The organism is Methylobacillus pratensis, assembly GCF_054072455.1.
The window spans coordinates 161,609-185,782 of record NZ_JBSUSR010000005.1; the positions used below are offsets into that span (position 1 = coordinate 161,609).

At 58.6% G+C, this 24,174-nt stretch carries 15 protein-coding genes and 1 pseudogene; 4 read left to right on the forward strand and 12 right to left on the reverse strand.

Features of this window, described 5'->3' with window-relative positions:
• The gene (locus ACW4YW_RS11690) at nucleotides 1-1,038 is read right to left on the reverse strand and encodes a YjgN family protein (protein WP_457137705.1); all 1,038 of its coding nucleotides are present in this window, start codon (nucleotides 1,036-1,038) and stop codon (nucleotides 1-3) included.
• A gap of 164 nt (nucleotides 1,039-1,202) precedes the next feature.
• Here ACW4YW_RS11690 and greB point away from each other — a divergent pair, with 164 nt between their 5' ends.
• Genes greB through efp form a run of 3 tightly spaced genes read left to right on the forward strand, consistent with a single transcriptional unit; the run spans nucleotide 1,203 to nucleotide 3,426 of the window.
• Nucleotides 1,203-1,700 carry a transcription elongation factor GreB gene (greB, locus tag ACW4YW_RS11695; protein ID WP_457137706.1) on the forward strand — a complete coding sequence of 166 codons (498 nt, stop codon included), beginning with the start codon at nucleotides 1,203-1,205 and terminating at the stop codon, nucleotides 1,698-1,700.
• 8 nt (nucleotides 1,701-1,708) lie between these two features.
• Nucleotides 1,709-2,809: an elongation factor P maturation arginine rhamnosyltransferase EarP gene (earP, locus tag ACW4YW_RS11700; RefSeq protein WP_457137707.1), complete on the forward strand. Its 1,101-nt coding sequence runs from the start codon at nucleotides 1,709-1,711 to the stop codon at nucleotides 2,807-2,809.
• A 59-nt stretch (nucleotides 2,810-2,868) separates the two neighbouring features.
• Nucleotides 2,869-3,426, forward strand: a complete 558-nt coding sequence (gene efp / locus ACW4YW_RS11705; protein ID WP_457137708.1) for an elongation factor P — start codon at nucleotides 2,869-2,871, stop codon at nucleotides 3,424-3,426.
• 58 nt (nucleotides 3,427-3,484) lie between these two features.
• Here efp and ACW4YW_RS11710 read toward each other — a convergent pair whose 3' ends face one another.
• The 4 genes from ACW4YW_RS11710 to ACW4YW_RS11725 form a co-directional block, all read right to left on the reverse strand.
• Nucleotides 3,485-4,123, reverse strand: coding sequence for a hypothetical protein (locus ACW4YW_RS11710; RefSeq protein WP_457137709.1), 639 nt, complete (start codon nucleotides 4,121-4,123; stop codon nucleotides 3,485-3,487).
• An 11-nt stretch (nucleotides 4,124-4,134) separates the two neighbouring features.
• Nucleotides 4,135-5,352 (reverse strand): ammonium transporter, encoded by a 1,218-nt coding sequence (locus tag ACW4YW_RS11715; RefSeq protein WP_457137710.1) that lies wholly within the window; start codon nucleotides 5,350-5,352, stop codon nucleotides 4,135-4,137.
• Nucleotides 5,353-5,561: 209 nt separating this feature from the next.
• Nucleotides 5,562-6,506, reverse strand: coding sequence for a TIGR03915 family putative DNA repair protein (locus ACW4YW_RS11720; protein WP_457137711.1), 945 nt, complete (start codon nucleotides 6,504-6,506; stop codon nucleotides 5,562-5,564).
• A gap of 12 nt (nucleotides 6,507-6,518) precedes the next feature.
• Nucleotides 6,519-7,754: a putative DNA modification/repair radical SAM protein gene (locus ACW4YW_RS11725; protein WP_457137712.1), complete on the reverse strand. Its 1,236-nt coding sequence runs from the start codon at nucleotides 7,752-7,754 to the stop codon at nucleotides 6,519-6,521.
• 150 nt (nucleotides 7,755-7,904) lie between these two features.
• Here ACW4YW_RS11725 and ACW4YW_RS11730 point away from each other — a divergent pair, with 150 nt between their 5' ends.
• Complete coding sequence (locus ACW4YW_RS11730; RefSeq protein WP_457137713.1) at nucleotides 7,905-10,544, forward strand: chemotaxis protein CheW; 2,640 nt, start codon at nucleotides 7,905-7,907, stop codon at nucleotides 10,542-10,544.
• 26 nt (nucleotides 10,545-10,570) lie between these two features.
• Here ACW4YW_RS11730 and ACW4YW_RS11735 read toward each other — a convergent pair whose 3' ends face one another.
• The 7 genes and pseudogenes from ACW4YW_RS11735 to ACW4YW_RS11765 all read right to left on the reverse strand — a co-directional run bounded on the left by ACW4YW_RS11735 (nucleotide 10,571) and on the right by ACW4YW_RS11765 (nucleotide 24,079).
• On the reverse strand, nucleotides 10,571-11,272 hold the full coding sequence (locus tag ACW4YW_RS11735; RefSeq protein WP_457137714.1) for a M48 family metallopeptidase: 702 nt from the start codon (nucleotides 11,270-11,272) through the stop codon (nucleotides 10,571-10,573).
• Nucleotides 11,272-14,397 (reverse strand): type I restriction endonuclease subunit R, encoded by a 3,126-nt coding sequence (locus ACW4YW_RS11740; RefSeq protein WP_457137715.1) that lies wholly within the window; start codon nucleotides 14,395-14,397, stop codon nucleotides 11,272-11,274. Before ACW4YW_RS11740 ends, ACW4YW_RS11735 begins: the two co-directional genes overlap by 1 nt.
• Complete coding sequence (locus ACW4YW_RS11745) at nucleotides 14,394-15,131, reverse strand: zeta toxin family protein (protein WP_457137716.1); 738 nt, start codon at nucleotides 15,129-15,131, stop codon at nucleotides 14,394-14,396. Before ACW4YW_RS11745 ends, ACW4YW_RS11740 begins: the two co-directional genes overlap by 4 nt.
• 134 nt (nucleotides 15,132-15,265) lie before the next feature.
• Nucleotides 15,266-17,116, reverse strand: coding sequence for a restriction endonuclease subunit S (locus tag ACW4YW_RS11750; RefSeq protein ID WP_457137717.1), 1,851 nt, complete (start codon nucleotides 17,114-17,116; stop codon nucleotides 15,266-15,268).
• Nucleotides 17,107-19,527, reverse strand: coding sequence for an N-6 DNA methylase (locus ACW4YW_RS11755; protein ID WP_457137718.1), 2,421 nt, complete (start codon nucleotides 19,525-19,527; stop codon nucleotides 17,107-17,109). Before ACW4YW_RS11755 ends, ACW4YW_RS11750 begins: the two co-directional genes overlap by 10 nt.
• A gap of 181 nt (nucleotides 19,528-19,708) precedes the next feature.
• Nucleotides 19,709-20,643, reverse strand: a pseudogene (locus ACW4YW_RS11760) (response regulator).
• Nucleotides 20,630-24,079 carry a hybrid sensor histidine kinase/response regulator gene (locus ACW4YW_RS11765; protein ID WP_457137719.1) on the reverse strand — a complete coding sequence of 1,150 codons (3,450 nt, stop codon included), beginning with the start codon at nucleotides 24,077-24,079 and terminating at the stop codon, nucleotides 20,630-20,632. The pseudogene ACW4YW_RS11760 and the gene ACW4YW_RS11765 overlap by 14 nt, the downstream one beginning before the upstream one ends.
• Nucleotides 24,080-24,174: the final 95 nt, after the last annotated feature.

The following is a 24,174-nucleotide window of genomic DNA, read 5'->3' on the forward strand; positions in this document are numbered from 1 at the left end:
TTATCCCAGGGCAAGCTCGACGTCGAACATCTCGCCAATTTCCTCGCCCGCGGCCTTGACTTCCGCCTTTTTCTCGCCGACGAAATGCGCGAAATCGGTCTCGCCCACCAGACTCAGGCGCTCGGCATGGTAGCGCATGGTGCGGATTTGCGCCCATGGCGTCAGTAAGCCGAGCGAAAGCACGATCAGCAACAGGTTGGTGGCATAGAGCCAGACCAGGTCGCGCGAGCGCAGGTTGGCGTTGAACCCGACATGCTTGACGCGCGTGCCGTTCCAGACCAAGTTGAGCAAACGCGCGCGCAGGAAGGCCCCGCAAATAGTCAGGATCAGCAGGTAGATGAATATCAAGGGCACGATGGCTTGCTGCATGCTTTCCCGAGCCCAGCCATCGGCTTTATTGACGTTCAGCAAGCCGATAGACAGACCTGCCACCAATAAAAGCCCCACCAGCAGCAGTAAGGCTTTCAGGTATGCGAAGTAAAAGTCCTTCACCTTGAAACCAGCAGTGAAGGGGGTTCTGCCGAAGCGGTGCCCTTCGGCCAGGAAGCGGTTGCGCCGCTGGGAAATGAAGGGGTAAAGCAGGCCCAGCGTCAGCACCATCAGTATCGGCAACAAGATGTAATACAGCACTGCGTCCCATAGCCTGCCCTTGAAATCGAAGCGCAAGCCGCGATAGCTAGAGTTGCGCGCGTTGAAGGTCAACGAGCGCACAATGATCCAGGGCAGGAAGATAATAAAGGCAATGATAAACACACCGGACAATACGGGAGAAATCTCGGCGCTGATCGAATACAGGACGAACAAGCCGAAAGCAAGAAAGCGTCCTTTGAGGATGGCGACCGGTGAAGCGTGATAGTCGAAGGCGACGCCGTCGATAAAGGTGTGCTGGTAGAAGTATTTCTTGCGCCTCACCTTGGCCCAGGCGGAATAAATACCCAATGTCAGGATGCTCAGCAGCAGGTTGACGATCCAGATGCCGAAATACTCGCCCGCCCTGCCTGTGAACACGACAGGCGTTTTTTGCTCCCCACTCATCATGAGACTCCCTTAATTTATTGTTGCTGTTATATAAATTGATGATGCCTGCCTTGCCTGCAAGGCAGGGTTGAGCTTACCTCCAAAGCTCATGCTCATGCAATGGCTACGGCTTTTCACACCGGCTCGCTTGACAGCCGGCGCCTTGCCGCCTAATTTGCGAGCCTATGGCAGAGCAGAAAAACTACATTACGCCGGAAGGCTATGCGCGCCTCAAGGACGAGTTCGAGCAACTCTACAAAATTGAGCGCCCCAAGGTCGTCAGCGATGTCGCCTGGGCGGCAAGCAACGGCGACCGCAGCGAGAACGGCGATTACATCTACGGCAAGAAGCGCCTGCGCCAGATCGACTCCCGGCTGCGCTTCCTCATGAAGCGCATGGACATTGCCGTGGTCGTGGATCCGGCGCAGCAGCAGGACTTGGAGAAAATCTATTTCGGCGCATGGGTCGAGCTCTACTCCATCGACAAGGACAGCGAGCACCATTACCGCATCGTCGGCCAGGACGAACTCGAGCCGGGCAAGGGCTATATCAGCTGGATATCGCCGCTCGCCCGCGCGCTGCTCGGCAAGCAGCCCGGGGACGTGATCCGCGTGGAGACGCCGGCCGGGGAAGAAAGCTTCGAGGTCGTCGACGTGAGCTACCATGCACCCGGGCAAGGCTGACTGACGCCATGCGCTGGGACATCTTTTGCAGCATCGTCGACAACTACGGCGACATCGGCGTCTGCTGGCGCCTGGCCAGGCAATTGGCGCACGAGCACGGAATAAAAGTCAGGCTGTGGATAGACCGGCCCGAAATCGCCGCCAAGCTGGTCCAGGGGTTGGACCCGGCACTGGCGTCGCAGGAAATCTCTGGCGTGGAAATCCGCCACTGGACTGCGCCATTCCCGCAAGCGGATGTTGCCGATGTCGTGATCGAGGCATTCGGCTGCGCATTGCCGGACCCCTACCTGCGCGCCATGCAGGATGCCCGGCCGGTATGGGTCAACCTAGAATACCTGAGCGCGGAACAATGGGTGGACGATTTCCATGCCCGGCCTTCCCCGCACCCGCAGCTTAGCTTGACCAAGCACTTCTTCTTTCCCGGGTTCAGCCCGGCCTCCGGCGGATTGCTGCGCGAAGGCCGCCTGCTGGCAGAACGCGCGCGCTTCCAGCAGAGTCCGGCCTTGCAGGCGGCCTTCTGGCAGAGCCTGGGCATCATGCCGCAGCATGCTTATACCGTCAGCCTGTTCTGCTACCCGCATGCGCCGGTGGATTCCTTGCTGGAAGCCATGGCGGAAGCGGATAAGCCGGTCCTCTGCATTATTCCCCACGGCCCTGTTGCCGATCATGCCATGCGTTGGCTGGAAAAACAGGAAAATCAAGGCGGGCTCAGGATTGCCACCGTCCCCTTTCTCCCGCAGGACCGCTACGACCAGTTGCTGTGGGCCTGCGACCTCAATTTCGTGCGCGGCGAGGACAGCTGGGTCAGAGCATTATGGGCGGGCAAGCCCATGATCTGGCAGCCCTACCTGCAAGCGGAGGACGCCCACCTCGCCAAGCTGGAAGCCTTCCTGCAACGCTATTGTCAAGATAGTCCGTCAGACTTGGCGATCCACATCATGGCGGCCCATCGCGCATGGAACCGGTCCGGCTTCACCGCCTCGGCCTGGCAGGCGCTGCTCACCGCCCTGCCCGGGTGGCAGCGGCAGGCCCAGGACTATGCCCAGGCATGTACAAAACAAACCGACTTGGCCGCTAAGCTGGTGATTTACTGTAAGAAATTTTTTTAATTTTCGGGTATAATGCGCGACTTTTTACACTTCACCATTTTTAAGTCCCAGGACATCACATGAAAACAGCTCAGGAACTTCGCGTAGGCAACGTATTTATGGTAGGCAACGACCCCATGGTCGTGCTGAAGGCCGAATACAGCAAATCGGGCCGCAACTCCTCCGTGGTCAAGATGAAATTCAAGAATCTGCTCACCGAGTCCCCGAGCGAAGCAGTCTACAAGGCTGATGACAAGTTCGACGTGGTCGTGCTGGAAAAGAAGGAAGTGACCTATTCCTACTTCGCCGACCCCATGTACGTGTTCATGGACTCCGAATACAACCAGTACGAAGTTGAAGCGGAAACCATGGAAGACGCGCTCAAGTTCCTGGAAGACGGCATGGAGTGCGAAGTGGTGTTCTACAATGGCAAGCCCATCTCCGTCGAGCTGCCAAACTCCGTCGTACGCGAAATCACCTACACCGAACCAGCCGTCAAGGGCGACACTTCCGGCAAGGTCATGAAGCCGGCCAAGATCAACACCGGCTTCGAACTGCCAGTGCCATTGTTCTGTGACATCGGCGACAAGATCGAAATCGACACCCGCACGCTGGAATACAAGAACCGCGTGAAGTAAGACCGATTGGCTATATTGAAAAGGGAGCATTAGCTCCCTTTTTTATTGGCCTCTTCATCTACAACAAATCATGCACCTTGAAACTCAGGTGCTGTCCTTGAATCTCGGCCTGGCGGATCGCCTGTGCCAATAATTGGTCAGCCCTGACCGGCCCCAGGGCTTCGCACATCACGACATAGGCCTGGTTGATGAACGACCGCAGCAGGTCGAGGCTATAGCTATGGGGCAGCGCGGGGTTATGGCCCGCCAGCCATTCATGCAATTCCTGCTGGCGCACGCCTTCGAATTTCTGCCTGTCGAGCTGCTGCAGCAGGCGGTTGCGCACCGCGCCCTGCAATGCCGGGTCGACAAGCAATAGCATGGCCTGCAGCAGGATGACGAACATGCTGGTTTTATCATCCGCGCTCAAGCTTGTCGTGCGTTGCGCCGTTGCCACGCTGCCTGACTGGGCACCTGGGTCCGGCAGAAGTTGGCCTTCAGGCAACTCCATCGCGCCGATAACGGCACGCAGCATCTGGCCGCGCTGCGCCTTGAGCGCCGGCCTGGTGCAGCACCTGGCGATGAATCCGCTCAGGGCGAAGACCGGCTGCCCGGCATATTCCCGCTCCCATAGCGCCACCGCAGGCAGCAACTCCTCGTCGTTGAGAAACGGCCTGAGCCCGGTAAAAATTGCGCGGCGGCGTAGCACGATATCCATGGATTAGGTGCTCAGAGCCGGTTGAGCTGCTGGACGTGTTCGCGCTGGTAGGCGGCATCGCGATTGAACTCGGGATAGCCCACTTCGCCGTGCTCCGTGATGTCCAGCCCGCGCTGTTCGTGCATGGTGCTGACACGCAAGCCTATGGTGCGAGCCAGCACCCCGTACATCAGCAACGCACAGGGGAAAACCCAGACAAAAGCCACGGCCACCCCGATCAACTGCACGATGACCTGGTTGAGGTCGAACATATCGCCCTTGAGGAACAATCCGGCCGCAATCGTGCCCCATACGCCGCTGAAGCCATGCACGGCCACCGCGCCGACCACGTCATCCAGCCTGGCTTTCTCCAGCGCCCAAACGCCGAACAGCGTGACAATGCCGCCCACGAAACCGGTCAGTACCGCATACGGCACATCCATGCTGGCGCAACCCGCGGTAATCGCCACCAGCCCGCCCAGGCTGCCGTTGACCACGTAGGCCATCAGTACCGGCTGGCGCATGGCCAGCGCGGTCAGTAATGCGCCCACCGCCCCTGCGGCGCCGGCCATATGCGTATTCAGGAGAATCGGGCCGATCTCGCTGCCTGCCGCCAGCGTGCTGCCGCCGTTGAAGCCAAACCAGCCGAACCAGAGCAGGAAGCCGCCCATCGCCACCAGGCTAAGGTTGTGTCCCGGGATCATGTGCACCTCGCCCTTGCTGCCAAAGCGCCCCAACCTCGGGCCAAGCACCATGATCCCCGCCAACGCGCACCACGCGCCGACCGAATGCACCACGGTGGAGCCGGCAAAATCGATGAAACCCATCTGCTTGAGCCAGCCATGCTCATTCCAGGCCCAGCTGCCGAACACCGGGTAGATCAAGGCCATGATGCCGCAGGCGCCCAGCAAGTAAGCGACGAAACTCGTGCGCTCGGCCATGGCGCCGCTCACGATCGTCGCTGCCGTCGCCGCGAACATCACCTGGAAGAACAGCATGCTAGCGGTCCAGTCGTCGCCGTAGGCCAAGGCGAAATGGTCCGTGCCGATCCAGCCGCTGGGGTTGCCGCCGAACATCAGGCCGTATCCCACCAGCCAGAACAACAATGCCCCGACCGCCAGGTCCATATAGTTCTTCATCATGACATTCACGGCGTTCTTGGCGCGCGCCATGCCGCTCTCCAGCATGGCGAACCCGGCCTGCATCATGAATACCAGCGCGCCGGAAATCGCCACCCAGACGCTATCCATGGCCTGCGCCTGGGATACATCCTCACTTGCAAACGCAGCAGGGAGGCCAAGAAAGTACAGGCAGAAAAAAACGGATAGCGGGAACAGGAATATTGGCATGGCAGCTTCTTATGGTTGTTCGCGTTTGCGGATTACCCGAGCAAAAGCACGAAAAATGCCAGCCTCAGCATTTGCTGCCTTACCGGCTTGCTATCGCATCCTGGATACCCTTATTCATTTCGGTCGGGGATATCGGGGCGCCGCGGGTTTCGCCGGTAGCCGACAACCTTGCGCCTGGGCGGCTCGGGCGCCCTTTCCAGCATCGCCTGCGTGCGCGTTCCCGCGTCTGCGATCAACGCTGTGATCAGCTCCGCCTCGGGCAGGTTGTGCCAATATTTTTTCGGCATTTCCTTTTGCATGGCCTTGAGCTTGAGGCGCGCGGGATTGAATATATGCCGGTAATAGCTCAGCCACAGCGCTTCGCCGGCATCCTCCGCGGGCAGCGCCTCTTGCTTGCCTCCAGGCAGGAAATGCAGCGTGCCGCCGTCCCAGCGCATGCCCATGCGCGGGCTCATGATGGTCCAGTCCATTGCGGCAAAACGCCCGATGAAGAAAGGCGCGATCGCCGCCATGATGTGGTGCTCCGGCTCGAACCAGGCAAGATAGCGCGGCCGCCCCTCCACCATGGCCTCGCGGAAACGGACGAACGCCGTCATTTTGTGCATGTCGCGCCGCACCGCCTTGACCATGGAATTCAGGCGGGCAATATCGGCATCCCCTGCCAGCCTCATCAGGCCGCGCTCCCGCTGCAAGCGCCATAGCACCCGGTAAAGCAAGCCAAAGCGCTCCGGCGCCCGGTGCAGGATCACCGGGCGCACCAGCTCGACGAATTGGCGCGGCACCATCAGGCGCGCGCTGTCGGCAGGCTGCCCTTCTGAAATGGCTGGCGGCGCAATATCTGCGCTTTTTGCCGAGGCGGCAATGAGCGATTGAGCGCCAGCCAAGTTCGCTTCCTCATCCGCCATCGCCAGAAAATCTTCCTGAACCGCCTCGTCTGCGGCCGGCCTCACGTACCAGTCCACCTGCTGCGGCGCGACGCCTTGGGCAACCAGCCGCCGCGCCGCGGCGCGCCAGCCTTCGATATCGGTTTCATCCTTGAGATAAACATTGTGCATATGGTCTTTGCTCTACATGAACAACCCCAGTTGCTGCGGGGCCGTACGCGTGTCCTTGAGCCGCGCCGACAGGCTGGCGGCGTCCAGCGTCGCGCCGGGATGATGGTCCGGCAATTGGATAAACGGCAGCATGCGGTTGATCGGGGCATGCATGCGCACCAGGTCATCCAGCCGCACTGCGCGCACGCGGCGGGCAGCCAGGATGCGCTGCACGTTGCGCACCCCCAGGCCCGGCACGCGCAGCAACGTGGACTTGGGCGCACGGTTGAGGTCGACGGGAAACATGGCGCGGTTCTGCAGCGCCCATGCCGTCTTGGGGTCCATGTCCAGCGCCAGCATGCCTTGTTCGCCGGTGATGATTTCATGCGACTCGAACCCGTAGAAGCGCATCAGCCAGTCCGCCTGGTACAGCCTGTGTTCCCGCACGAGCGGCGGCGACTGCAACGGCAATACCGGGCTCGCATCGGGGATGGGGCTGAACGCGGAATAGTAGACGCGCCGCAAGCGGTAGCGCCCATACAGGTCGGCGCTGGTGCTCAGTATCGTCCTGTCGTCCGTGGCGTCCGCCCCGACGATCATTTGCGTGCTTTGTCCGCCCGGGGAGAATTTCGGCGGGCGCTTGCCGCTGGCGGTCTTGTCCTTGCCCGCGTCAATGCGTTCGCGCAGCCGCGCCATCGAAATGCGGATCGCCGCACCGTCCTTTTCCGGCGCCAGCGCGGACAGGCTTGCCGCCGTCGGCAGCTCGATATTGATGCTCAGCCGATCCGCATAGCGCCCTGCGCGCGCCAGCAATTCCGGGTCGGCATCCGGGATGGTTTTCAGGTGGATATACCCGCGGAAGCCATGCTCCTCGCGCAGGATGCGCGCCACCTCGACCACCTGCTCCATGGTGTAGTCCGGGCTCTGGATGATGCCCGAACTCAGGAACAGGCCCTCGATATAGTTGCGGCGGTAAAACGCCAGCGTCAGCTGCACCACCTCGTCTATGCTGAAGCGCGCCCGCGGCACGTTGCTGCTTACCCGGTTGACGCAGTAGACGCAGTCGTACAGGCAAAAATTGGTGAGCAATATTTTCAGCAGGGAAATGCAGCGGCCGTCCGGCGCGTAGCTGTGGCAAATCCCCGTGCCCGTGGTCGAGCCTATGCCCTTGCCGTCCCGCGAGTTGCGCCGCTCGGTGCCGCTGGAGGCGCATGAGGCGTCGTATTTGGCGGCGTCGGCCAGTATTTCGAGTTTCTGTTTGACCTGCATCCGCATATTGTACGTTCGTACAATAAATTTGCCTACTCCCTGGCTAAGCGCACTTCGATCTTCGGGAGAAATCAAGGATCAATCCGGGCCGTAATCGTGGGCATGATAATTGCTGATCTGGAGGTAGGCATCCCTACAAGAAAGCAAAGCATGACCACCGCAAACCACAATATCCCTGCCATGACGCAAAGCATGAGCAGCCTCAACCGCTACCGCGAATCGTTGCAGCAGTTGCAAAGCACATGGGACAACCTATCCCTGCTCAGCCAGCTTTCCGGCACGGGCACCGACATGAGCGAGACGCGCCAGGCATTCGGCAAGGTCACGACCGACGTGCTGGACAGCCTGGCCCAGGAAACCCTGAACAAGACCATCACGGCGATCACGGCAAAGGCCCAGGTGGCGGTGGATATCGTGGTGCGCAACCTGTTCGAGCGCACGGCGGACATCGGCTTTCTTTCCACAGACGACAATCTCAGCAATTTCCTCGACAAGCACCTTGCGGGCAGCGCCGACGAGGATGACTACATGCTGCTGCGCGAACGCTTCAGCGAGTATGTCCAGAAGTACTCGGTGTACTTCAACGTGATCCTGCTTGATGCAGGCGGCAACATTTTGGTGCAGCTGGATGAAGACAACCCGGCCAGGCAATCGCACGACCCCTTGATCAAGGAAGCCCTGCATTCCGACGAGCCCTATGTCGAGGTGTTCCGTCACAGCGACTTATCGCCCGGGCAGGATGCCAGCCTGATCTACGCCCGCCGGGTATGCCACGACGACAGCGACACCGCGTTGGGCGTGCTCTGCCTCTGCTTCAAGTTTGAAAATGAAATGGACGGCATCTTCAAGGACCTGATCCGCAAGAACGAATGGTGCGTGGGCTTGCTGCTGGACGAGAATGACCGGGTCGTCGCCAGCAGCGACCACTACCAGATTCCGCTGGGCGCCCCGCTGGAGCATGCCCAGGGCCAGGACTGGATACTCACGCGCTTCGCCGGCAGGCTCTATCTTGCCGTCACGCGTGAAACCAAAGGCTATCAGGGCTACATGGGCCCAGGCTGGCGCGGCCATGTGATGATCCCGCTCGAGCATGCCTTCGAGGACAATGTCGCCAATATCATCGCCGGCATCGACAGCAAGCTGCTGAAGAAAGTCATGCGCAGCCCGCTGTTGTTCTCATCGACCCTGCTCGGCATTCCCAAGCAGGCCGCCACCATCCAGAGCAAGCTCAACCAATCGGTATGGAACGGCAATATCTGGCAAAAGCGCGACGCCAGCCACAATGCGCAGCAGAACAACTTCTCCAAGATGCTGTTGTGGGAAATCAGCAATACCGGCTTCAAGACGCAGAACGTGGTGGAAAAGACGGTGGCCGACCTCTATCAGACCGTGGTGGCCGTGATGCTGGAAAACTCGCGCTTTTTCGCCTCGCTGGCAGTGGACATCATGGACCGCAACCTGTACGAGCGCGCCAACGACTGCCGCTGGTGGGCGTTGACCGCGACCTTCCAGCGCCTGCTGTCCCAGCCGGAACTCAGCATGCAGGAGAAAAATGCGATCACCAAGGTGCTGGTCTACATCAACAAGGCCTACACGGTGTACTCCAACCTGGTCGTCTTCGACCGCCACGGCTGTATCGTGGCGGCCTCCAACCCGGCCTATCAACGGCTGGTGGGCGAAACCATCACCGCCGACTGGGTCAAGGCGGCATTGCAATTGCGCCATTCGCAAGACTACGTCGTATCCGATTTTGAGCCCAGCCCGCTCTATGGCAACCAGCCCACCTACATCTATGCCGCCGCCATCCGCCACCAGGAGCAGACCGTGGGCGGTATCGGCATCGTGTTCGACAGCACGCCGCAGTTTTCCGCCATGCTTGCGGACGCCCTGCCCCGCGGCGCGGACAACAATGCCGTCAAAGGCAGCTTCACGCTCTACGTCGATGAGAAACTGCGCGTAATCTCATCCACCTCGCGCGATTTCGCCGTCGGCAGCCACTTCGCCGTGCATCCGGAGTTGTGCAAACTGACGCCGGGAAGCACTGGCTTCGATATCGCGCTCTACAATGGCCACTACTACGCCGTGGGCGCGCGCTCATCGGCCGGATACCGTGAATACAAGGGCGCCGGCGACAGCTACAAGAACCACGTGACCGCGCTAATCTTCATCCCGCTGGGCAAGGCCGCGGACATCAACGCCATGATAGATTCGGAAAATCTGCTGCAGCATAACCAGTTCAAGCCCGCAAGCAACCAGGCCGCCGCCGCGGATGCCGAGGAATACGCCACCTTCTACATCGGCAAGCACTGGCTCGGCCTGCCCGCCTCGCACATTGTAGAAGCGGTACAGGCCAACAACATCAAGCCGTTGCCCGACACCTCATCGGTACTGGAAGGTATGCTCAAGCATGAAGACAATGTCGTACCGGTGCTCAACCTCGCCCGGCTGACCGGCATAGACTTCCAGCCGCCCGAGCAGGACAAGCAGATCGTCATTGTCCAGGCCGGCCCCAAGCTGCCCAAGTTCGGCCTGCTGGTGAGCGCGCTGGGAGAAATCCCCGCCATCGCCCCCAACGCGATCGAGCCGCTCTCGGCCTTCTTCGCAACCATCAACATCCCGGCCGAAGGCATTGCCAAGGTGATGACGGAAAAAGGCGAAAACCTGCTGATCCTGCTATCGGCCGTCAACCTGATCACGCGCATCAGCGAAGCAGCGCAGCAGGTGAATACAAACAACCATTCAAATAATCGACTTGATGATATGGATCATCTCATTGAAGAAGCGGCATAACCGATTTATAAATTAAGCTTTCTCAATCAACTCAAAGGTAATGCATTTAATTCCGCTCTGGCCTCTCGCCAAGCGGGATAATGCTGATCAAGCAGTGAAATGAAACGTTCACTGTGTGTCGGCTCAATAAGATGAATCATCTCGTGCACGATCACGTATTCAAGCAGGTCTCGCGGCTTCTTGATCAGCTCTGTATTAATGCGAATGTGGGCACGCTGATGGTTGCAACTTCCCCATTTGGTTTTCATGCGCTGTAAAAAGTAGCCAGCCACCTTGACTCCAATGCGCTGCTCCCACTCTGCAATCAAGGGTGGTATTGCATCGTGTAGCAACGATCGTTGCCACCTCTGATAAATCGCCTCACACCTTTCCTTATCCGCTTTTGGACGAATACTCAAGGTAATACGGCGGTGATCCATCTTCACGGCAGGAGCCGCATCACGCTCAACCACTGCGAGCAAATAGCGGCGCCCCCAGATGTAATGGCTTTCCCGGGTGACAAACTGGCGGGGCGTTTCGCGCGCCTGTGTTTGTAATTGCATTTGTTGCTGGCGAATCCAGCGCAATTTGGAAACGGCATAAGCACGCGCTACTTCCAGTCGAGTGCCGGTTGGCGCCACCAGTGTTACATTACCCTTTGGTGGATGTACGGAAAGATGAACATTCTTCACGGCCTTGAACGTGATGGTGATATCCAGTTCCCCCAGACGTATGTGTGTCTGCACCATCAATAGCCCGGCTGATTTCTCAGCAAATCGAATAGTTTGAGCGTGGCCTCGCGGTTGCGTCCGGTCAACGGGTGCAGGAAATTCTGCACAATGCGCTCCTTGGCTTGGTCGCCACGCCATCCTGCCGGGGCTTCGTCACGCATCAGACGATCGATTTTCAGCGCCAGCAAGGCCAACGGGTCTCCGTATTCGGCCTGTGGCTCTTTGACTACACCATCCGTATTGGGCAGCACATCGCCGGAAATGATGTCAGGCAGATTGCGATAAATCACCAGCGCACCTGCATTGCCGTGCAACATGGCAGGTTCATCAATGTCGTGTTGTTTCGCGCGGTGCTTCTTCAGTATGTCTTCCGCCTTGCTCAGGAATGATTCGTAGGCCTCGGTGCCTTCACGGCTTTGCTGGATCAGGTCATCGAGTAGCTTGGACATCTGCTCATAAAAGCGCGGATCGGTCAGGCGATCTCGGATGATGGTCTTGCGGACGTTATTGATGATGGTTTCCGCAATGGCGTTCTTCGAGAGCTTCCCCTTCTCGTTGAGCTTTTTTGCGATGGCATCGTGGATGCCGGTTTCGATAATCAACTCTGTCAGTGACAGTTCAGCCAGCTTACCTAATGCCTGTGCTGGTTCAGCCTGGATATAAGTATTGATAAGGTGACGCATGTCGGCTTCGTAGGGCTTGATGTCCAGCTCTTCGCCGCTATAGTGCTTGATAGCCGAACGCAACTCGGCGTAAAAATCGGTTTCCCGTCGCAAGGTATCGGTTTCGTTATCGGTATAACCGGCCTCGGCCAGGTTCTGGGCAATGGCCGCAAAAGCACGCAGATAAGTCGCGACTGCCTTGTAGAAGGCAATGCGCAGTGCTTCGCTTTCCAGCAGTGCTTCTGGATCACCGGCATGACCGCAAAAGTAGTGAATAAACTGCTCGAATTCTCGCGGTTGCGCCACCGGTTCACACAGGTAGTACAACGCTTCACGGGCATCTTCCAGTTGCTTGCAGCCTTCTTCTAACCAGTTCTTCAGATGAATGTTGTTATCTCCACCTTTGCCTGCATCAATATCCAACTCGTCGGAGCTGTACACCGCAATCGCCTGCTGTACATCACGGAACATCTCCTTGTAATCGACGATATGACCGTAGTCTTTGTCGTCGCCATCAAGGCGGTTGGTACGGCAAATGGCCTGGAACAGATTATGATCGTGCAGTTCGTTGTCCAGATAGATGTAGGTGCAACTCGGGGCGTCGAAGCCGGTGAGCAGTTTGCTGACCACAATCAGCAGCTTCATGTTGGCCGGCTCCTCAATGAAGCGCCGTTTGGTTTCGTCTTCGTATTGCTTGGTGGTCTGACCATCACGCAGCACATGCTGCTTGTAGGTATCGTATTTGTAGCGTTCGTCGCTGCCGGATGATTCCTTTGAGATAGCCGCCGGGTTGGGTTCGAACGAGGTGATGACGCCTACATAAGGGCCAAAATGTGTGTTCTGGAACAGCCGGAAATAGTGGCAGGCATCGTAGATCGAGGCCGCCACAAGTATCGCTGTGCCGCGATCATTGTCCAGACGGGGCTTGAGGCTGAAGTCTTCGATGATGTTGGCGACGATGCGATCTTTGCGCTCCTTGGCGCTCATCAGCTCTTCCATCGTTGCCCAGCGCTTGCGCAGGATAGATTTCTGGAAGTTGTTAAGTCCGCGTGTTTTCTTCTCGAACCAGGCATCAATAGCCTCGCGTGAGGTCAGCCGCTGCGGCACATCACGAGCCTCGTATTTCAAATCCAGCACCACCTTATCGGCCACGGCTTCGTGAAACTTGTAGGTATGGATGTAGGTGCCGAACACCTCTCGAGTGGTTTGTCTGTCCTTGCGCAGCAGCGGCGTGCCGGTAAATCCGATGAAGATCGCATCAGCCAGCCAGCGTTTCATCTGCTTGTTCATATTGCCACCCTGAGTGCGATGGCACTCGTCCACAAACACATAGAAACGCCCATGGATCGGTGGCGGCTCGCCCTTGAGATCGGCCACATCGAACTTGTGGATCAGCGCGCACAACAAGCGCGGTGTGGTGGCGCTGAGCTTCTGCACGAAACCCGCCCTCGAAGTGATGCGCGGTGAAGCCGATTCCGCACCGATCACCCCTGCGTTACGCATCACACCTTCGATCTGCTTGTCCAGCTCGTCGCGATCAGTCACTACCAGCACCCGTGCCTGTGAGTCATGCTCCAGCAGCCACTTGGCCAGCAGCACCATCAGAATGCTTTTGCCGCTGCCCTGGGTGTGCCAGATCACGCCGCCCTCGCGCTTGGCGATGCGCTCCTGAGCAGCCTTAATGCCCTGGTACTGGTGCTGCCGGGGCACCTTCTTGAAGCCTGCGTCGAAGATCACAAAGTTGCGAATCAGGTCCAGCAACCGCGCTTTATCGCACATCTGCGCCAACGGGCGATCCAACAAGGCACCTGCGGCGACTGTGGCTTGCAATTCTTCATCCTTCCACTGCACAAAGAACTGCTCCGATGTGCCAGTGGTGCCGTAGCGCAAGCCTTGCACATCGCTGCCCGCCAGCAGCAACTGCACGGTGCTGAAGAACCCTTGGTTGAATATTTCTTCCTGATTGCTGCGCAGCTGGCGAATACCATCGCCCACATCCACTGAACTACGCTTGAGTTCAATCACCGCCACAGCCAGGCCATTGATGTACAGCACGATATCCGGCCTACGGATACTCCCACCTTTCAGTGTTACCTCCTCGGCCAGCGCAAAGTGATTGTGCTCGGGTTGCGTCCAGTCGATCAATTGCACCGTCTCGTGCGACTGACCTGCCGCGATCTGCACCGGCACGCCGTAACGCAGCAATTGGTATGTGCGCAGGTTGGCCTGATAGGGCGTAATGCCGGTGACATCCACAGCGACTTCCAGCTTCTGCAATGCGGCGCTGATGTGGGCAGGCGTGTAACCGCGTGCAGCCAGATTGGCGCGCAGCAGATCGACTTCGATGGCGCGGTTATTCTCACGCTTGCTCCAGTTACCCAGGTGTTCATAGCCTAAACCGCCCTCGGCCGCTGGGGTGGTAAACAGGCGCGCTACGCGGTTCTGCGAGTTGCGCTCGGAGCGCGGCAGGGATTGGTTCATGGCTTGCCCGGATTCTCCGCATTGCATTCCTGCCGCAATTGTTCGGCGGTGATGCGTATCCGCTTGCCTTCGCGCACCACAACGATGGCGGTATTGGTCTGTATCGCAGTTTGACGTGCCAGCTCAGCCGCACGTTGCATGGCCGTCATGGCCGTCCGCAAATCCGGATTTCTGGCTTGGGAAATCTGCTGTGTCTTGATATTACGGCTCATGGTTGTTCCCCCCCATTCCACTAGTACAGGTGTGTCACCTGCATTGTCATACAAACTCCAATCATCCACCGCATTGCGGTAATGCTGCTCAAAGTTCCTCCGGCCCGCCGCAAAGCGGCGTCGAATGACGGCCTCCGGGATATCATGGCCACCTTGCCGAACCCTTTCAGCCACGCGTTCGATGGCCGTTTCAGCATCAGGCAGCGCCAGAAAGAACAGGCTGACGACATAACCTTGCGCCCGCCACTGCCTGATATGCCGAAGATAACCAAGGCCAGACAGCGTGGTTTCAAAAGCAAAGCTCTCTGCGCGTTGAACGCATTCGCTAATTTCCCCCAGCATCAGTCGCCCAGCCTTGATGGCCGCCGCTTCTGGTGCAAATGGTGATAACCCTGCAGCAATCAAGTCTGCATTGATAAAGCGGGGAAGCTGCGCCTCAGTTGGTAGAAAGGCACGAGCAAACGTCGTTTTTCCCGCACCATTGGGGCCGGCGATGATGATGATTTTTTTGCCGTTTACCATTTTCCTCCCAAGTCCATTTATTTCAAGTAACGGCACCAAAGTATTTGTGCAAGCATCTCTTGCACAAATGATACATCCGGCCAACCAGTTGAAGTAGTAGAGTCAGGGGAACGAGTGTGTCGGTCATGGAGAATTCACCCCTGCTCAGCGAACAATTTTCTGGATTGATCAATTGCCCACTTGATATTGATGTCCGAGAAAATGGGACGCTCCAACTTAGGCTTCCACTCAGGATGTTCAGCAATCAATGTCTTGACGCTCTCCAAGCTGATGACAGAGCCTTTCCGCTCCAGGTCTTCGACAGACATGTCCACCGTTGTCAGCAACTCCAACTCATCGTTTGTTTTCTTACGGAACTGTTCGAGCCAGTCCAATACTTCCTGACCATACCAATCAATGAAGTATGCTTCGGCCTGAGCAATATTCTGATCTGCAACAAACCCTGAAAACTGGCCATTTCTGTGCTGCCGAATGTAGCCGTTTTTCTGCGCGATGCCCTCCGGCCCCCTGTATTTCACGTCAGGGTTGTAAGGTCCGGCGGCTTTTTTACGGAAGCCTTCCGCCACATACTCGACATAACGATGCATCAAGTAAGCCAGCTTGGTGCAACGTTTGCGCCCAAGCGGATACTGTTCGGAGCCAAACCGGCTTGCCAGAACGGAAATAACAACCGCTTCATTGATTTGCCAGTTGTGTACCTTGGCTTTCGCTTTCCCGGCTGAGATGTTCACGACCTTCCCTGACGACTCTGAGGCAGGCATCACGAGCCTTATTCGTCCCGTCAGCAACTCCTGCATCATGGCCTGCTTGAGGGCATGGGTCTTTGTACGGCGGGTTTCGAGGGCGGTGATTTCGGCGTCCATGTCGGTGAGGATGGTGGCGATAGCTGTTTGTTCTTCAATGCATGGGTAGCTGATTTTTATTTTTTCGATATCACTCATCCCGATATTTCCCTGCGAGGATGCGTTTGTCAAAATCAGGATCTGGCTGAGGCAGTCCATGCTCAATAGCTGGTAATAAGTAAACTTGGAGGTGATTTGATTGTTTGGTCTGATAAGTGCAATTGGTGACCAAATATTAAAGTCAAAATCGTTTTCAACGATTGCAACTTTTCCTACTGAAGCTGCCTTTCCTAGAAGGATATCTCCTTTCTTTGGTTTGCATTTTCTAGAAAAGATTTCGTCATCTTCTTTAGATATGAAACGCAGGTCGCTAAGGTCAATTCGATTATTGACAAGGTTGTTTACAGATAAAAAAGGCACTCCATCATCGTAGAACTTCGGTGTCAAATGAGGTCCATCAGTGATCGGTGTAGAGACCAACTCTTTCAGATCGCCCCGTGTCCACTCCCCACTGAACCCCGGCAAGCGAATTTGGCCGGTGAGGAGTTGCTGCATGGTGGCCTGTTTGATGGCGCGCTTTTTGGCGACCAAGCGATCCAGTCCGTCCAGCAGTGCGTCCATGTCGCTGAGGGCGGTGGCGATGGCGCGCTGTTCTGAAATATCGGGAACAGGAAAAGAAAAATCAGCCAGTTCAGACCGATTGATTTTCGGCATCCCACTCCGAATAGATACAGATTCGGCATATTTGGAAAACCTATGCGCCAGAAGCATCGGGAGCAGGTATCCACCATGTATAGCCTCAGCTGGCTTTAGGGGATACATGTCTGCGCTACATAGTCCTGCGAAATCCGCAAGAATTGCCTTGCGTAGATACGGACGAATTTTGCTATAGATAACATCGCCCGGCTCGAAAAGGTACTTTCCACTGATGGCCCGCTGCTCTGCGGCAGTTCTTTTTTCAAGCAAACGACCAGAACCGCTTTCGATGTGGTCTGGGGCAACTAATACCATAGAGCAGAATGGTTCATTTTTCGGATCAACCTGACCACTCGCAACTCGGGCGACGTCAAGTAATCCCTGAATATCCCAATCCTCCGGAATCACCCCCACTTCCGTCTGCTTGTACCCCGGTTTCACCTCCATACCGCCCCCATCTTCTTCAGGTGTTCTCCCACCTTGGCGCTGAGGGCTGCTACTTCTTCTTCCAGCTTTGGCAGCGGGGTGTCGTAGCGTTCGGCCAGTTCGCGGATGCGTTGGGCCAGGGTTTGCGAGATGCGTTCCAGCTCCTGCTGCACGTCGGTTTGCAGGCGCGTCAGCCACTTGTCCTCCACCACCAGCGTTTTCACCTCGGCTTCGCTCAAGGTGGCGTAGCGGTCATGAGCTTGCTGGTCGAGTGCCGCTTCCAGCGTTTTGACGGTCTTCTTCAGTGCGCCTTCCTGCGTGTTGAGCATGAGCCATTGCTTGAGCACGGCCAGTTCGTCGGCGCTGTCCGCGTCATCTCCGATTTCCTGGATGCGCTCTTTCACCTGCACGGCGTTGATCTTGTCAAAACCGGAGAAGACAGCGTCTTCGCCGCTGTGTTCTTCTTCCAGTTCGGCAATCTGGCTGGCGAGGCTTTCCAATTCAGCTTGCTTGGTCTCCAGTTCGGCCTGCTCGGCAGCGAAGTAGCGGGCGACGATGAAGGGCTTGGGCAGCAGGTCGCAAGTCCAGCCCTTGTCTTTGGTCTTGCCCTTCTTGTCGGTTTCCACGATGCGCCGGGGCAGGGCCACCCAGCCGTCGGCGGCGATCAGGTAGGCGTCGTCCTGCATCGTCTCGGCCCAGTAGTCCATCAGGTGCTGGTAGATGTCGTAGGGGTCGAGCAGCGGCGCGGCGTGGAAGGTGGTGAGCAGGGTTTCAGAAACCTGCGCGATCAGCGCCTTGGGTTTGTCGCCGGGCTGGATGCCGGTGAGCAGCGGCATGACGGCCTGCTGCCATTTGCCGAACAGGGTTTCGACCTTGCTGCGGAATTGCTGGAACTGCGGGTGGGCGAGGATGATGGAACGCACTTCGGCCATCGGCTGGCGCAGCCGCGCATAACCGGGCCGCTCGGCCTCGAACAGCGCATGGCGCAGGGCGGGCATTTCCTGCCAGTCGGCGGCAAAAGCGTCGATGTCGCACTCGGGAATACCGCCGTTGAGGTGCGCGTCGATGTCGTGCAGGTCTTCCGGCTCGCTGCTATCGATATAGCGCGGCAGGTTGAGGTTGTAGTCGTTTTTCTCGCTGGCGATTTCGTCCAGCGGCACCATGCGGGCATAGCGCGGCTCGTCCGCGCTGCGGCGAAAGGCATCGACGATGCGGTGGATGTCCTGCTCGCGCAGGCGGTTCTTGGGGCCGTCCTTGATGAAGCCTTTGCTGGCGTCGATCATGAAGATGCCCTTGCGGGCGCTGGCGTTTTCCTTGTCCAATACCAAGATGCAGGCGGGGATGCCCGTGCCGTAGAACAGGTTGGCAGGCAGGCCGATGATTCCCTTGAGGATGCCGGAGCGCACCAGTTTTCTGCGGATATGGGCCTCAGCATTGCCACGGAACAGTACGCCGTGCGGCAGGATGATGGCCCCCTTGCCGGTGGTGGCCTTCATGCTGCGGATGACGTGCAGCAGGTAGGCATAGTCGCCCTGTTTGGCGGGCGGTTCACCCCAGGCGAAACGGTGGTACGGGTCGTTGGCCGGGTTGAGGCCGGTGGACCATTTCTTGTCGGAGAACGGTGGATTGGCGACCACGTAGTCGTAAGCACGCAGTTGTTCACCGTCCTTGAACTTGGGGTTCACCAGCGTGTCGCCGCTGAGGATGGTGGCGCTGGGGAAGTCGTGCAGGATCATGTTCATCCGCGCCAGGCCAGCGGTGGTCACGTCCTTTTCCTGCCCTTCCAGGGTGATCTGCCGGCCTGCCTCGGCGGCCACTTTCAGCAGCAGCGAGCCGGAACCGCATGTCGGGTCATACGCGGTGGTGGAAGCCTTGGTATTGGCGTGCGAGATGCCGATCACCTGGGCGATGACGCTACTGACTTCGGACGGCGTGTAGAACTGACCCTTGCTCTTGCCGGAGTCCTGCGCGAAGTGGCGCATCAGGTATTCGTAGGCATCGCCAAGCAGGTCATCGTTGTCGGCGCGGTTGTTGGCGAAGTTCAGCTCGGGCTTTTCGAAGATGGCGATCAGGTTGCCCAGCCTCTCGACCATAGCCGCGTTTTCGCCGAGCTTGTTGGGGTCGTTAAAGTCAGGGAAGTCGCTGCGCGCCAGCTTGGTGTTGGCGTCGATCAGCAGGCGGATGACTTGCTTGTTGATCTTGTCACCGATTTCCGGGTCTCCTTTGAGCGCTGCCATGTCTTTGAATGACGCGCCCGGTGGGATGACCACAGGCGGGGCGAAGTCATCACTGTTGCCGTACTTGTCGCTGATGTACTTGATGAACAGCATGAACAGCACGTAGTCCTTGTACTGGCTGGCGTCCATGCCACCGCGCAGCTCGTCGCAAGCTGCCCAAATGGATGCGTAAAGTTCGGATTTCTTGATAGCCATGATTTATATTTCTGTGGTCGAGCACAGCACGGGCATGTACTCGAATAAATAACGCGTTATATATGGCGCAAGCAAATTGAGGCCAATATGCAGCATGCACAATTGGCCTAAACTAAGAGAGGTGAATCATACCGAGAGGATGGGACTTCTGTCACCCTCTCCTATACAGATGGATACGGCTTCAACCCGCCTTAAGATTGCGCATCTTGCTTGTCGCAAGCGCTGCGGCCGCGGTGCGGGTTTCCACGCCGAGCTTGGCGAAGACGTGTTCCATGTGCTTGTTGACGGTGCGCGGGCTGGTGCCGAGGATGTCGCCGATGTCGCGGTTGGTCTTGCCCTTGATCGCCCAGTAGAGCACCTCGGATTCGCGCTGGGTCAGGCCGGGGTTTGCATCAGGGCCTCGATTTGGGCGGCGTCGGACTCTTCCCTGAGGATGATGACCCATTGCTCCTCGGCGTTGAGGTCGGCCGGTGAGAAGATCAGGCGGCCGCTGCCTTGCACCACGGTCAGCGGGTTGGCTTCGGCGCCGCTGGTTTTCAGGCTGCCTAGCCATTTTAGGAGAGTCTGCGGAGTATTCGTTTCGGCATCGGTTTCGCTGGTACTGAAATACCGTTGCATCCAGTCCCGCGCCAGGGGCGTCTGCCAGACGATGCGGCCGCTCGCGGGCAATACGGCGATGGCTGCTTGCCCGAAGGCATCGAGGGCGCCGCGCGCCTGGTGCATCTGGCGCGATGCCTGCAGGTGCGTGCTGATGCGCGCCAGGACTTCGGCGGTGCGGATGGGCTTGGTGACGTAATCGGTGCCGCCGGCGGCAAAGCCTGCCACCACGTGCTCGGACTCGGTGAGCCCGGTCATGAAGATCACCGGGATATGGCGGGTGTTGAGATTGGCCTTGAGCCTGGCGCAGACCTCGAAGCCATCCAGTCCCGGCATGATCGCATCCAGTAGGATGATGTCGGGACGCGCCTCTTCCGCACGCCTGAGCGCGGTCTCGCCGTTGTTGGCCACCAGCACCATGTAGCCCGATTCGTCCAGCGCATCGTGCAGCACGGCCAGGTTGTCCGGCACGTCGTCCACGATCAGCACGACCGCGGTGTCTTTTCTAGACTCCATCATTCACTTCTTCCAACATTTTCTGCATTGCCTCAAGTTCGAATTGCTGCGACAGCTGGCGCATGGCCGCAACAAAAGTCCCATACCGGTCGTCCTTGCCGATCTCGTCCAGTTTGCGGGTAATGCCGCGCACGTAGCCCACCTTGATCAAGGCCATCAATTCGTCCCGCTGCTCCTTGGACGGCGCTTCAACCGCATTAGGTCCGGAAGCGACGGCAATGCCCGCATCGGCAACCGCGTCGCCCACCTCGGTCACCCATTCCAGCTTGAGCTGCTCGCCGATCCAGCGCAACAGCTCCATCACGTTTACCGGCTTGACGATGAAATCGGAGGCCGGGATGCCGGCGGTGTTCTCCAGGCCCTTGTCGAACGCATTGGCCGAGACAATCGCGATCGGTACGTCGGACTGGTGCACCTTGCGTATCATGTAGCTCGCCTCCCAGCCATCCATGTCCGGCATGGCAAGGTCCATGAGGATGACGTTGGGCTTGAACCCGGTATAGACCTGCAGGCACTCGCGCCCGCTCGCCGCCTCCGCCACCTCGAAGCCCAGAGGCTGGAGGATATTCTTGAGCAGCTCCCTGTCCACCTGCTCGTTGTCCACCACCAATATGCGCCGGCGCGGGCCTTTGTAGGCCAGCGGCATGGGCATGGAGGCGTTCTCGATCTCTTCAGCCACCCGCACCTGGGAGAGGAACAGGCGGATATTGAACTGACTGCCCTGCCCCGGCGTGCTGCGCACCGTGAGCTGGCCGCCCATGAGCTCGGTCAGCATCTTGCTGATGGTGAGGCCGAGGCCGGTGCCGCCGATATTGCTGTTGGCGGCGGCCGAACCGCGCGCAAACGGCTCGAACACTTTCTCGATTTCCTCGGGCGCAATGCCTGGGCCGGTATCCTCGACGCTGATGTTGAGCATCTCGCGCGCATAGCGCAGCTTGAACGAGACCCCGCCCTGGCGCGTGAACTTCACGGCATTGCCGAGGATGTTGATGAGGATCTGGCTCAGGCGCTTCTGGTCGATGCGCACCACCTTGGGCAAATCGCCATGCAGTTCGTAATGGAAACCGATGCCCTTGTTGTGCGCCTGCAGCTCGAACATGCTCACGAGCTGCTGGATGAATTCGGGGAAGCGCACCAGGCGCAGGTCGAACGTGAGCTTGCCGCTCTCGATGCGAGCGATGTCCAGCGTGCCCTCGATCAGGGACAGCAAATGCTCGCCGCTGCGGCGGATCACGCGGATCGACTGGTGGCGGCTCTCCGGGATGCTGGGATCGTTGTCCAGCAGTTGCGCATAGCCGAGGATGCTGTTGAGCGGCGTGCGCAGCTCATGGCTGATGCCGGTAATGTAGCGGCTCTTGGCCTGGTTGGCCTGCTCCGCGACCTGGCGCGCGCGCTGCAGTTCGGCGTCGGTCTGCCTGTGCAGGGTAATTTCGCGCTGCAATAAATTGGTCTGGCGGTTGGATTCCTCCTGCGCGACGCGCCGGCTCTCCGAGGTCAGCACGATCCACCAGGCAATGATGCCGCTCGCGAACGCAAGCGCGGCAAAGACCTTGAGGTAGCCCAGCCTGAGCTCGGGCAGCAGGACTTCCTTCTCGCCAGTGAAGGTCAGTGACTCATGGAAATAGATCAGCCCGAACAAGGCGCTCAGGAACGCCAGCGTCACCGCCATCAGGAGCAGGTAATGCCCCAGGCCGCTCTGCATCACCTCGACCCACCGTTCCGGCAGCACCCGCCGCATGACGCGCTGCCATTGATACTCGATGCGGCCGTGCGGCTTGCAGATATCGTTGCAGCGCGCATCCAGCGAGCAGCATAGCGAGCAGATCGCGCCCTGGTAAGCCGGGCAATGCGCCATGTCGTCGACCTCGTACTGCTTCTCGCAGATGCTGCAACGCTGCACGCCGCTCACCGGCTGGTAGCTCACCGGCCGGCGCGCAATGTAGTACCTGCCCTTGGTCAGCCAGGCGATCAATGGGGAAACCACCAGCGCGGTGCCAAGCGCGATCAAGGCCGAGAACGCTTCCGCCTCGACGCCGAAGACGCCGAAGAACGCGGCCACCGACAGCAGCGAGGCGATCACCATCGCCCCGACGCCGACCGGGTTGATGTCGTAAAGGTAGGCGCGGCGGAACTCGATGCCCTTGGGGCTCAGGCCCAGCGGCTTGTTGATGACGAGGTCGGCCACCACCGCCGTGATCCAGGAAATCGCGATATTGGAGTACAGGCCCAGCACCTGCTCCAGCGCCTGGAACACGTCCATTTCCATGAGGATGATCGCGATCATGGCGTTGAACACCACCCACACCACGCGGCCCGGGTGGCTGTGCGTGAGGCGCGCGAAGAAATTCGACCATGCGAGGGAGCCCGCATAGGCATTGGTCATATTGACCTTGATCTGCGAAATCACCACGAAGAACACCGTCACCGCCAGCACGATTTCCGGGTTCGAGAACACTTGGCTGAAGCCGGCCATATACATCTGGTTGGGGTTGACGGCCTGCTCGAAAGACCTGGCGCCCTCCACCGCCAGGTAGGCCAGCAAGGCGCCGCCCAGCATCTTGAGCATGCCGAGGGATATCCAGCCAGGCCCCGCCACCAAGACGCCCAGGTGCCAGCGGAAGCGGTTCTTGCGCGTCTTTTCCGGCATGAAACGCAAGAAGTCCACCTGCTCGCCGATCTGCGGGATCAAGGCCATGCCGACCGCCATCGCCGTGCCAAACATCAGCAGGTTGAAGTCGCTGTCGTAGCCCGACTTGCCCGCGAACTCGCCCAGGCGGGCGAGCACGCCGGGATCCTTGTAGATGATAAAGACGTAGGGCAATGCCAGCAGGAACAGCCAGACCGGCTGGGTGATCATCTGGATGCGGCTGACCAGGGTGACGCCGTGGGTCACCAACGGCACGATCACCAGCGCGCTCACCAGGTAGCCGATGTAGAGCGGCAGGTCGAAATACAACTCCAGCGCATAGGCCATGATGGCCGCTTCGAGCGCGAACAGGATGAAAGTGAACGAGGCATAGACGAACGAGGAGATGGTGGAGCCGATGTAGCCGAAGCCCGCGCCGCGCGTCAGCAGATCCATGTCCAGCCCGAACTTGGCCGCGTAATAGCTGATCGGCAGCCCGGTCATGAAGATCACCAACCCGATGGCGAGAATGGCCCAGAAAGCGTTGGTGAAGCCGTAATTGACGGCCAGCGTGCCGCCGATCGCCTCCAATACCAGGAAGGAAATCGCGCCGAACGCGGTATTGGCGACGCGGAAGATCGACCACTTGCGGAAGGAGCGCGGCGTGAACCTGAGCGCGTAATCCTCCAGCGTTTCGTTGACTACCCAGGTATTGTAGTCGCGGCGCACCTTGACGATGCGCTGCGTAGGTTCCGTTGCCTCGCCAGCGCCCCCGCTCGCCCCTGCCTGATACTGATAGTCAATCGCCGTCATGCAGCCGTGTCATTCCCCGTTAATGCGCCTACCATCAGTGCAGCAAGTTTCAAGCCAGTCAGTAGTTACGCAGGAATTCTCCCAACCATCACCAG

What these genes read in the sequence shown, in the direction of transcription:
- ACW4YW_RS11720 (WP_457137711.1), bottom strand. Translation starts at nt 6,506, where the DNA reads ATGCACAATGTTTATCTCAAGGATGAAACCGATATCGAAGGCTGGCGC.
- ACW4YW_RS11710 (WP_457137709.1), bottom strand. Translation starts at nt 4,123, where the DNA reads ATGGATATCGTGCTACGCCGCCGCGCAATTTTTACCGGGCTCAGGCCG.
- ACW4YW_RS11755 (WP_457137718.1), bottom strand. Translation starts at nt 19,527, where the DNA reads ATGGCTATCAAGAAATCCGAACTTTACGCATCCATTTGGGCAGCTTGC.
- ACW4YW_RS11765 (WP_457137719.1), bottom strand. Translation starts at nt 24,079, where the DNA reads ATGACGGCGATTGACTATCAGTATCAGGCAGGGGCGAGCGGGGGCGCT.
- ACW4YW_RS11740 (WP_457137715.1), bottom strand. Translation starts at nt 14,397, where the DNA reads ATGAACCAATCCCTGCCGCGCTCCGAGCGCAACTCGCAGAACCGCGTA.
- ACW4YW_RS11730 (WP_457137713.1), top strand. Translation starts at nt 7,905, where the DNA reads ATGACCACCGCAAACCACAATATCCCTGCCATGACGCAAAGCATGAGC.
- ACW4YW_RS11725 (WP_457137712.1), bottom strand. Translation starts at nt 7,754, where the DNA reads ATGCAGGTCAAACAGAAACTCGAAATACTGGCCGACGCCGCCAAATAC.
- ACW4YW_RS11715 (WP_457137710.1), bottom strand. Translation starts at nt 5,352, where the DNA reads ATGGATAGCGTCTGGGTGGCGATTTCCGGCGCGCTGGTATTCATGATG.
- ACW4YW_RS11745 (WP_457137716.1), bottom strand. Translation starts at nt 15,131, where the DNA reads ATGGTAAACGGCAAAAAAATCATCATCATCGCCGGCCCCAATGGTGCG.
- ACW4YW_RS11750 (WP_457137717.1), bottom strand. Translation starts at nt 17,116, where the DNA reads ATGGAGGTGAAACCGGGGTACAAGCAGACGGAAGTGGGGGTGATTCCG.
- ACW4YW_RS11735 (WP_457137714.1), bottom strand. Translation starts at nt 11,272, where the DNA reads ATGGTGCAGACACACATACGTCTGGGGGAACTGGATATCACCATCACG.
- efp (WP_457137708.1), top strand. Translation starts at nt 2,869, where the DNA reads ATGAAAACAGCTCAGGAACTTCGCGTAGGCAACGTATTTATGGTAGGC.
- ACW4YW_RS11690 (WP_457137705.1), bottom strand. Translation starts at nt 1,038, where the DNA reads ATGATGAGTGGGGAGCAAAAAACGCCTGTCGTGTTCACAGGCAGGGCG.
- greB (WP_457137706.1), top strand. Translation starts at nt 1,203, where the DNA reads ATGGCAGAGCAGAAAAACTACATTACGCCGGAAGGCTATGCGCGCCTC.
- earP (WP_457137707.1), top strand. Translation starts at nt 1,709, where the DNA reads ATGCGCTGGGACATCTTTTGCAGCATCGTCGACAACTACGGCGACATC.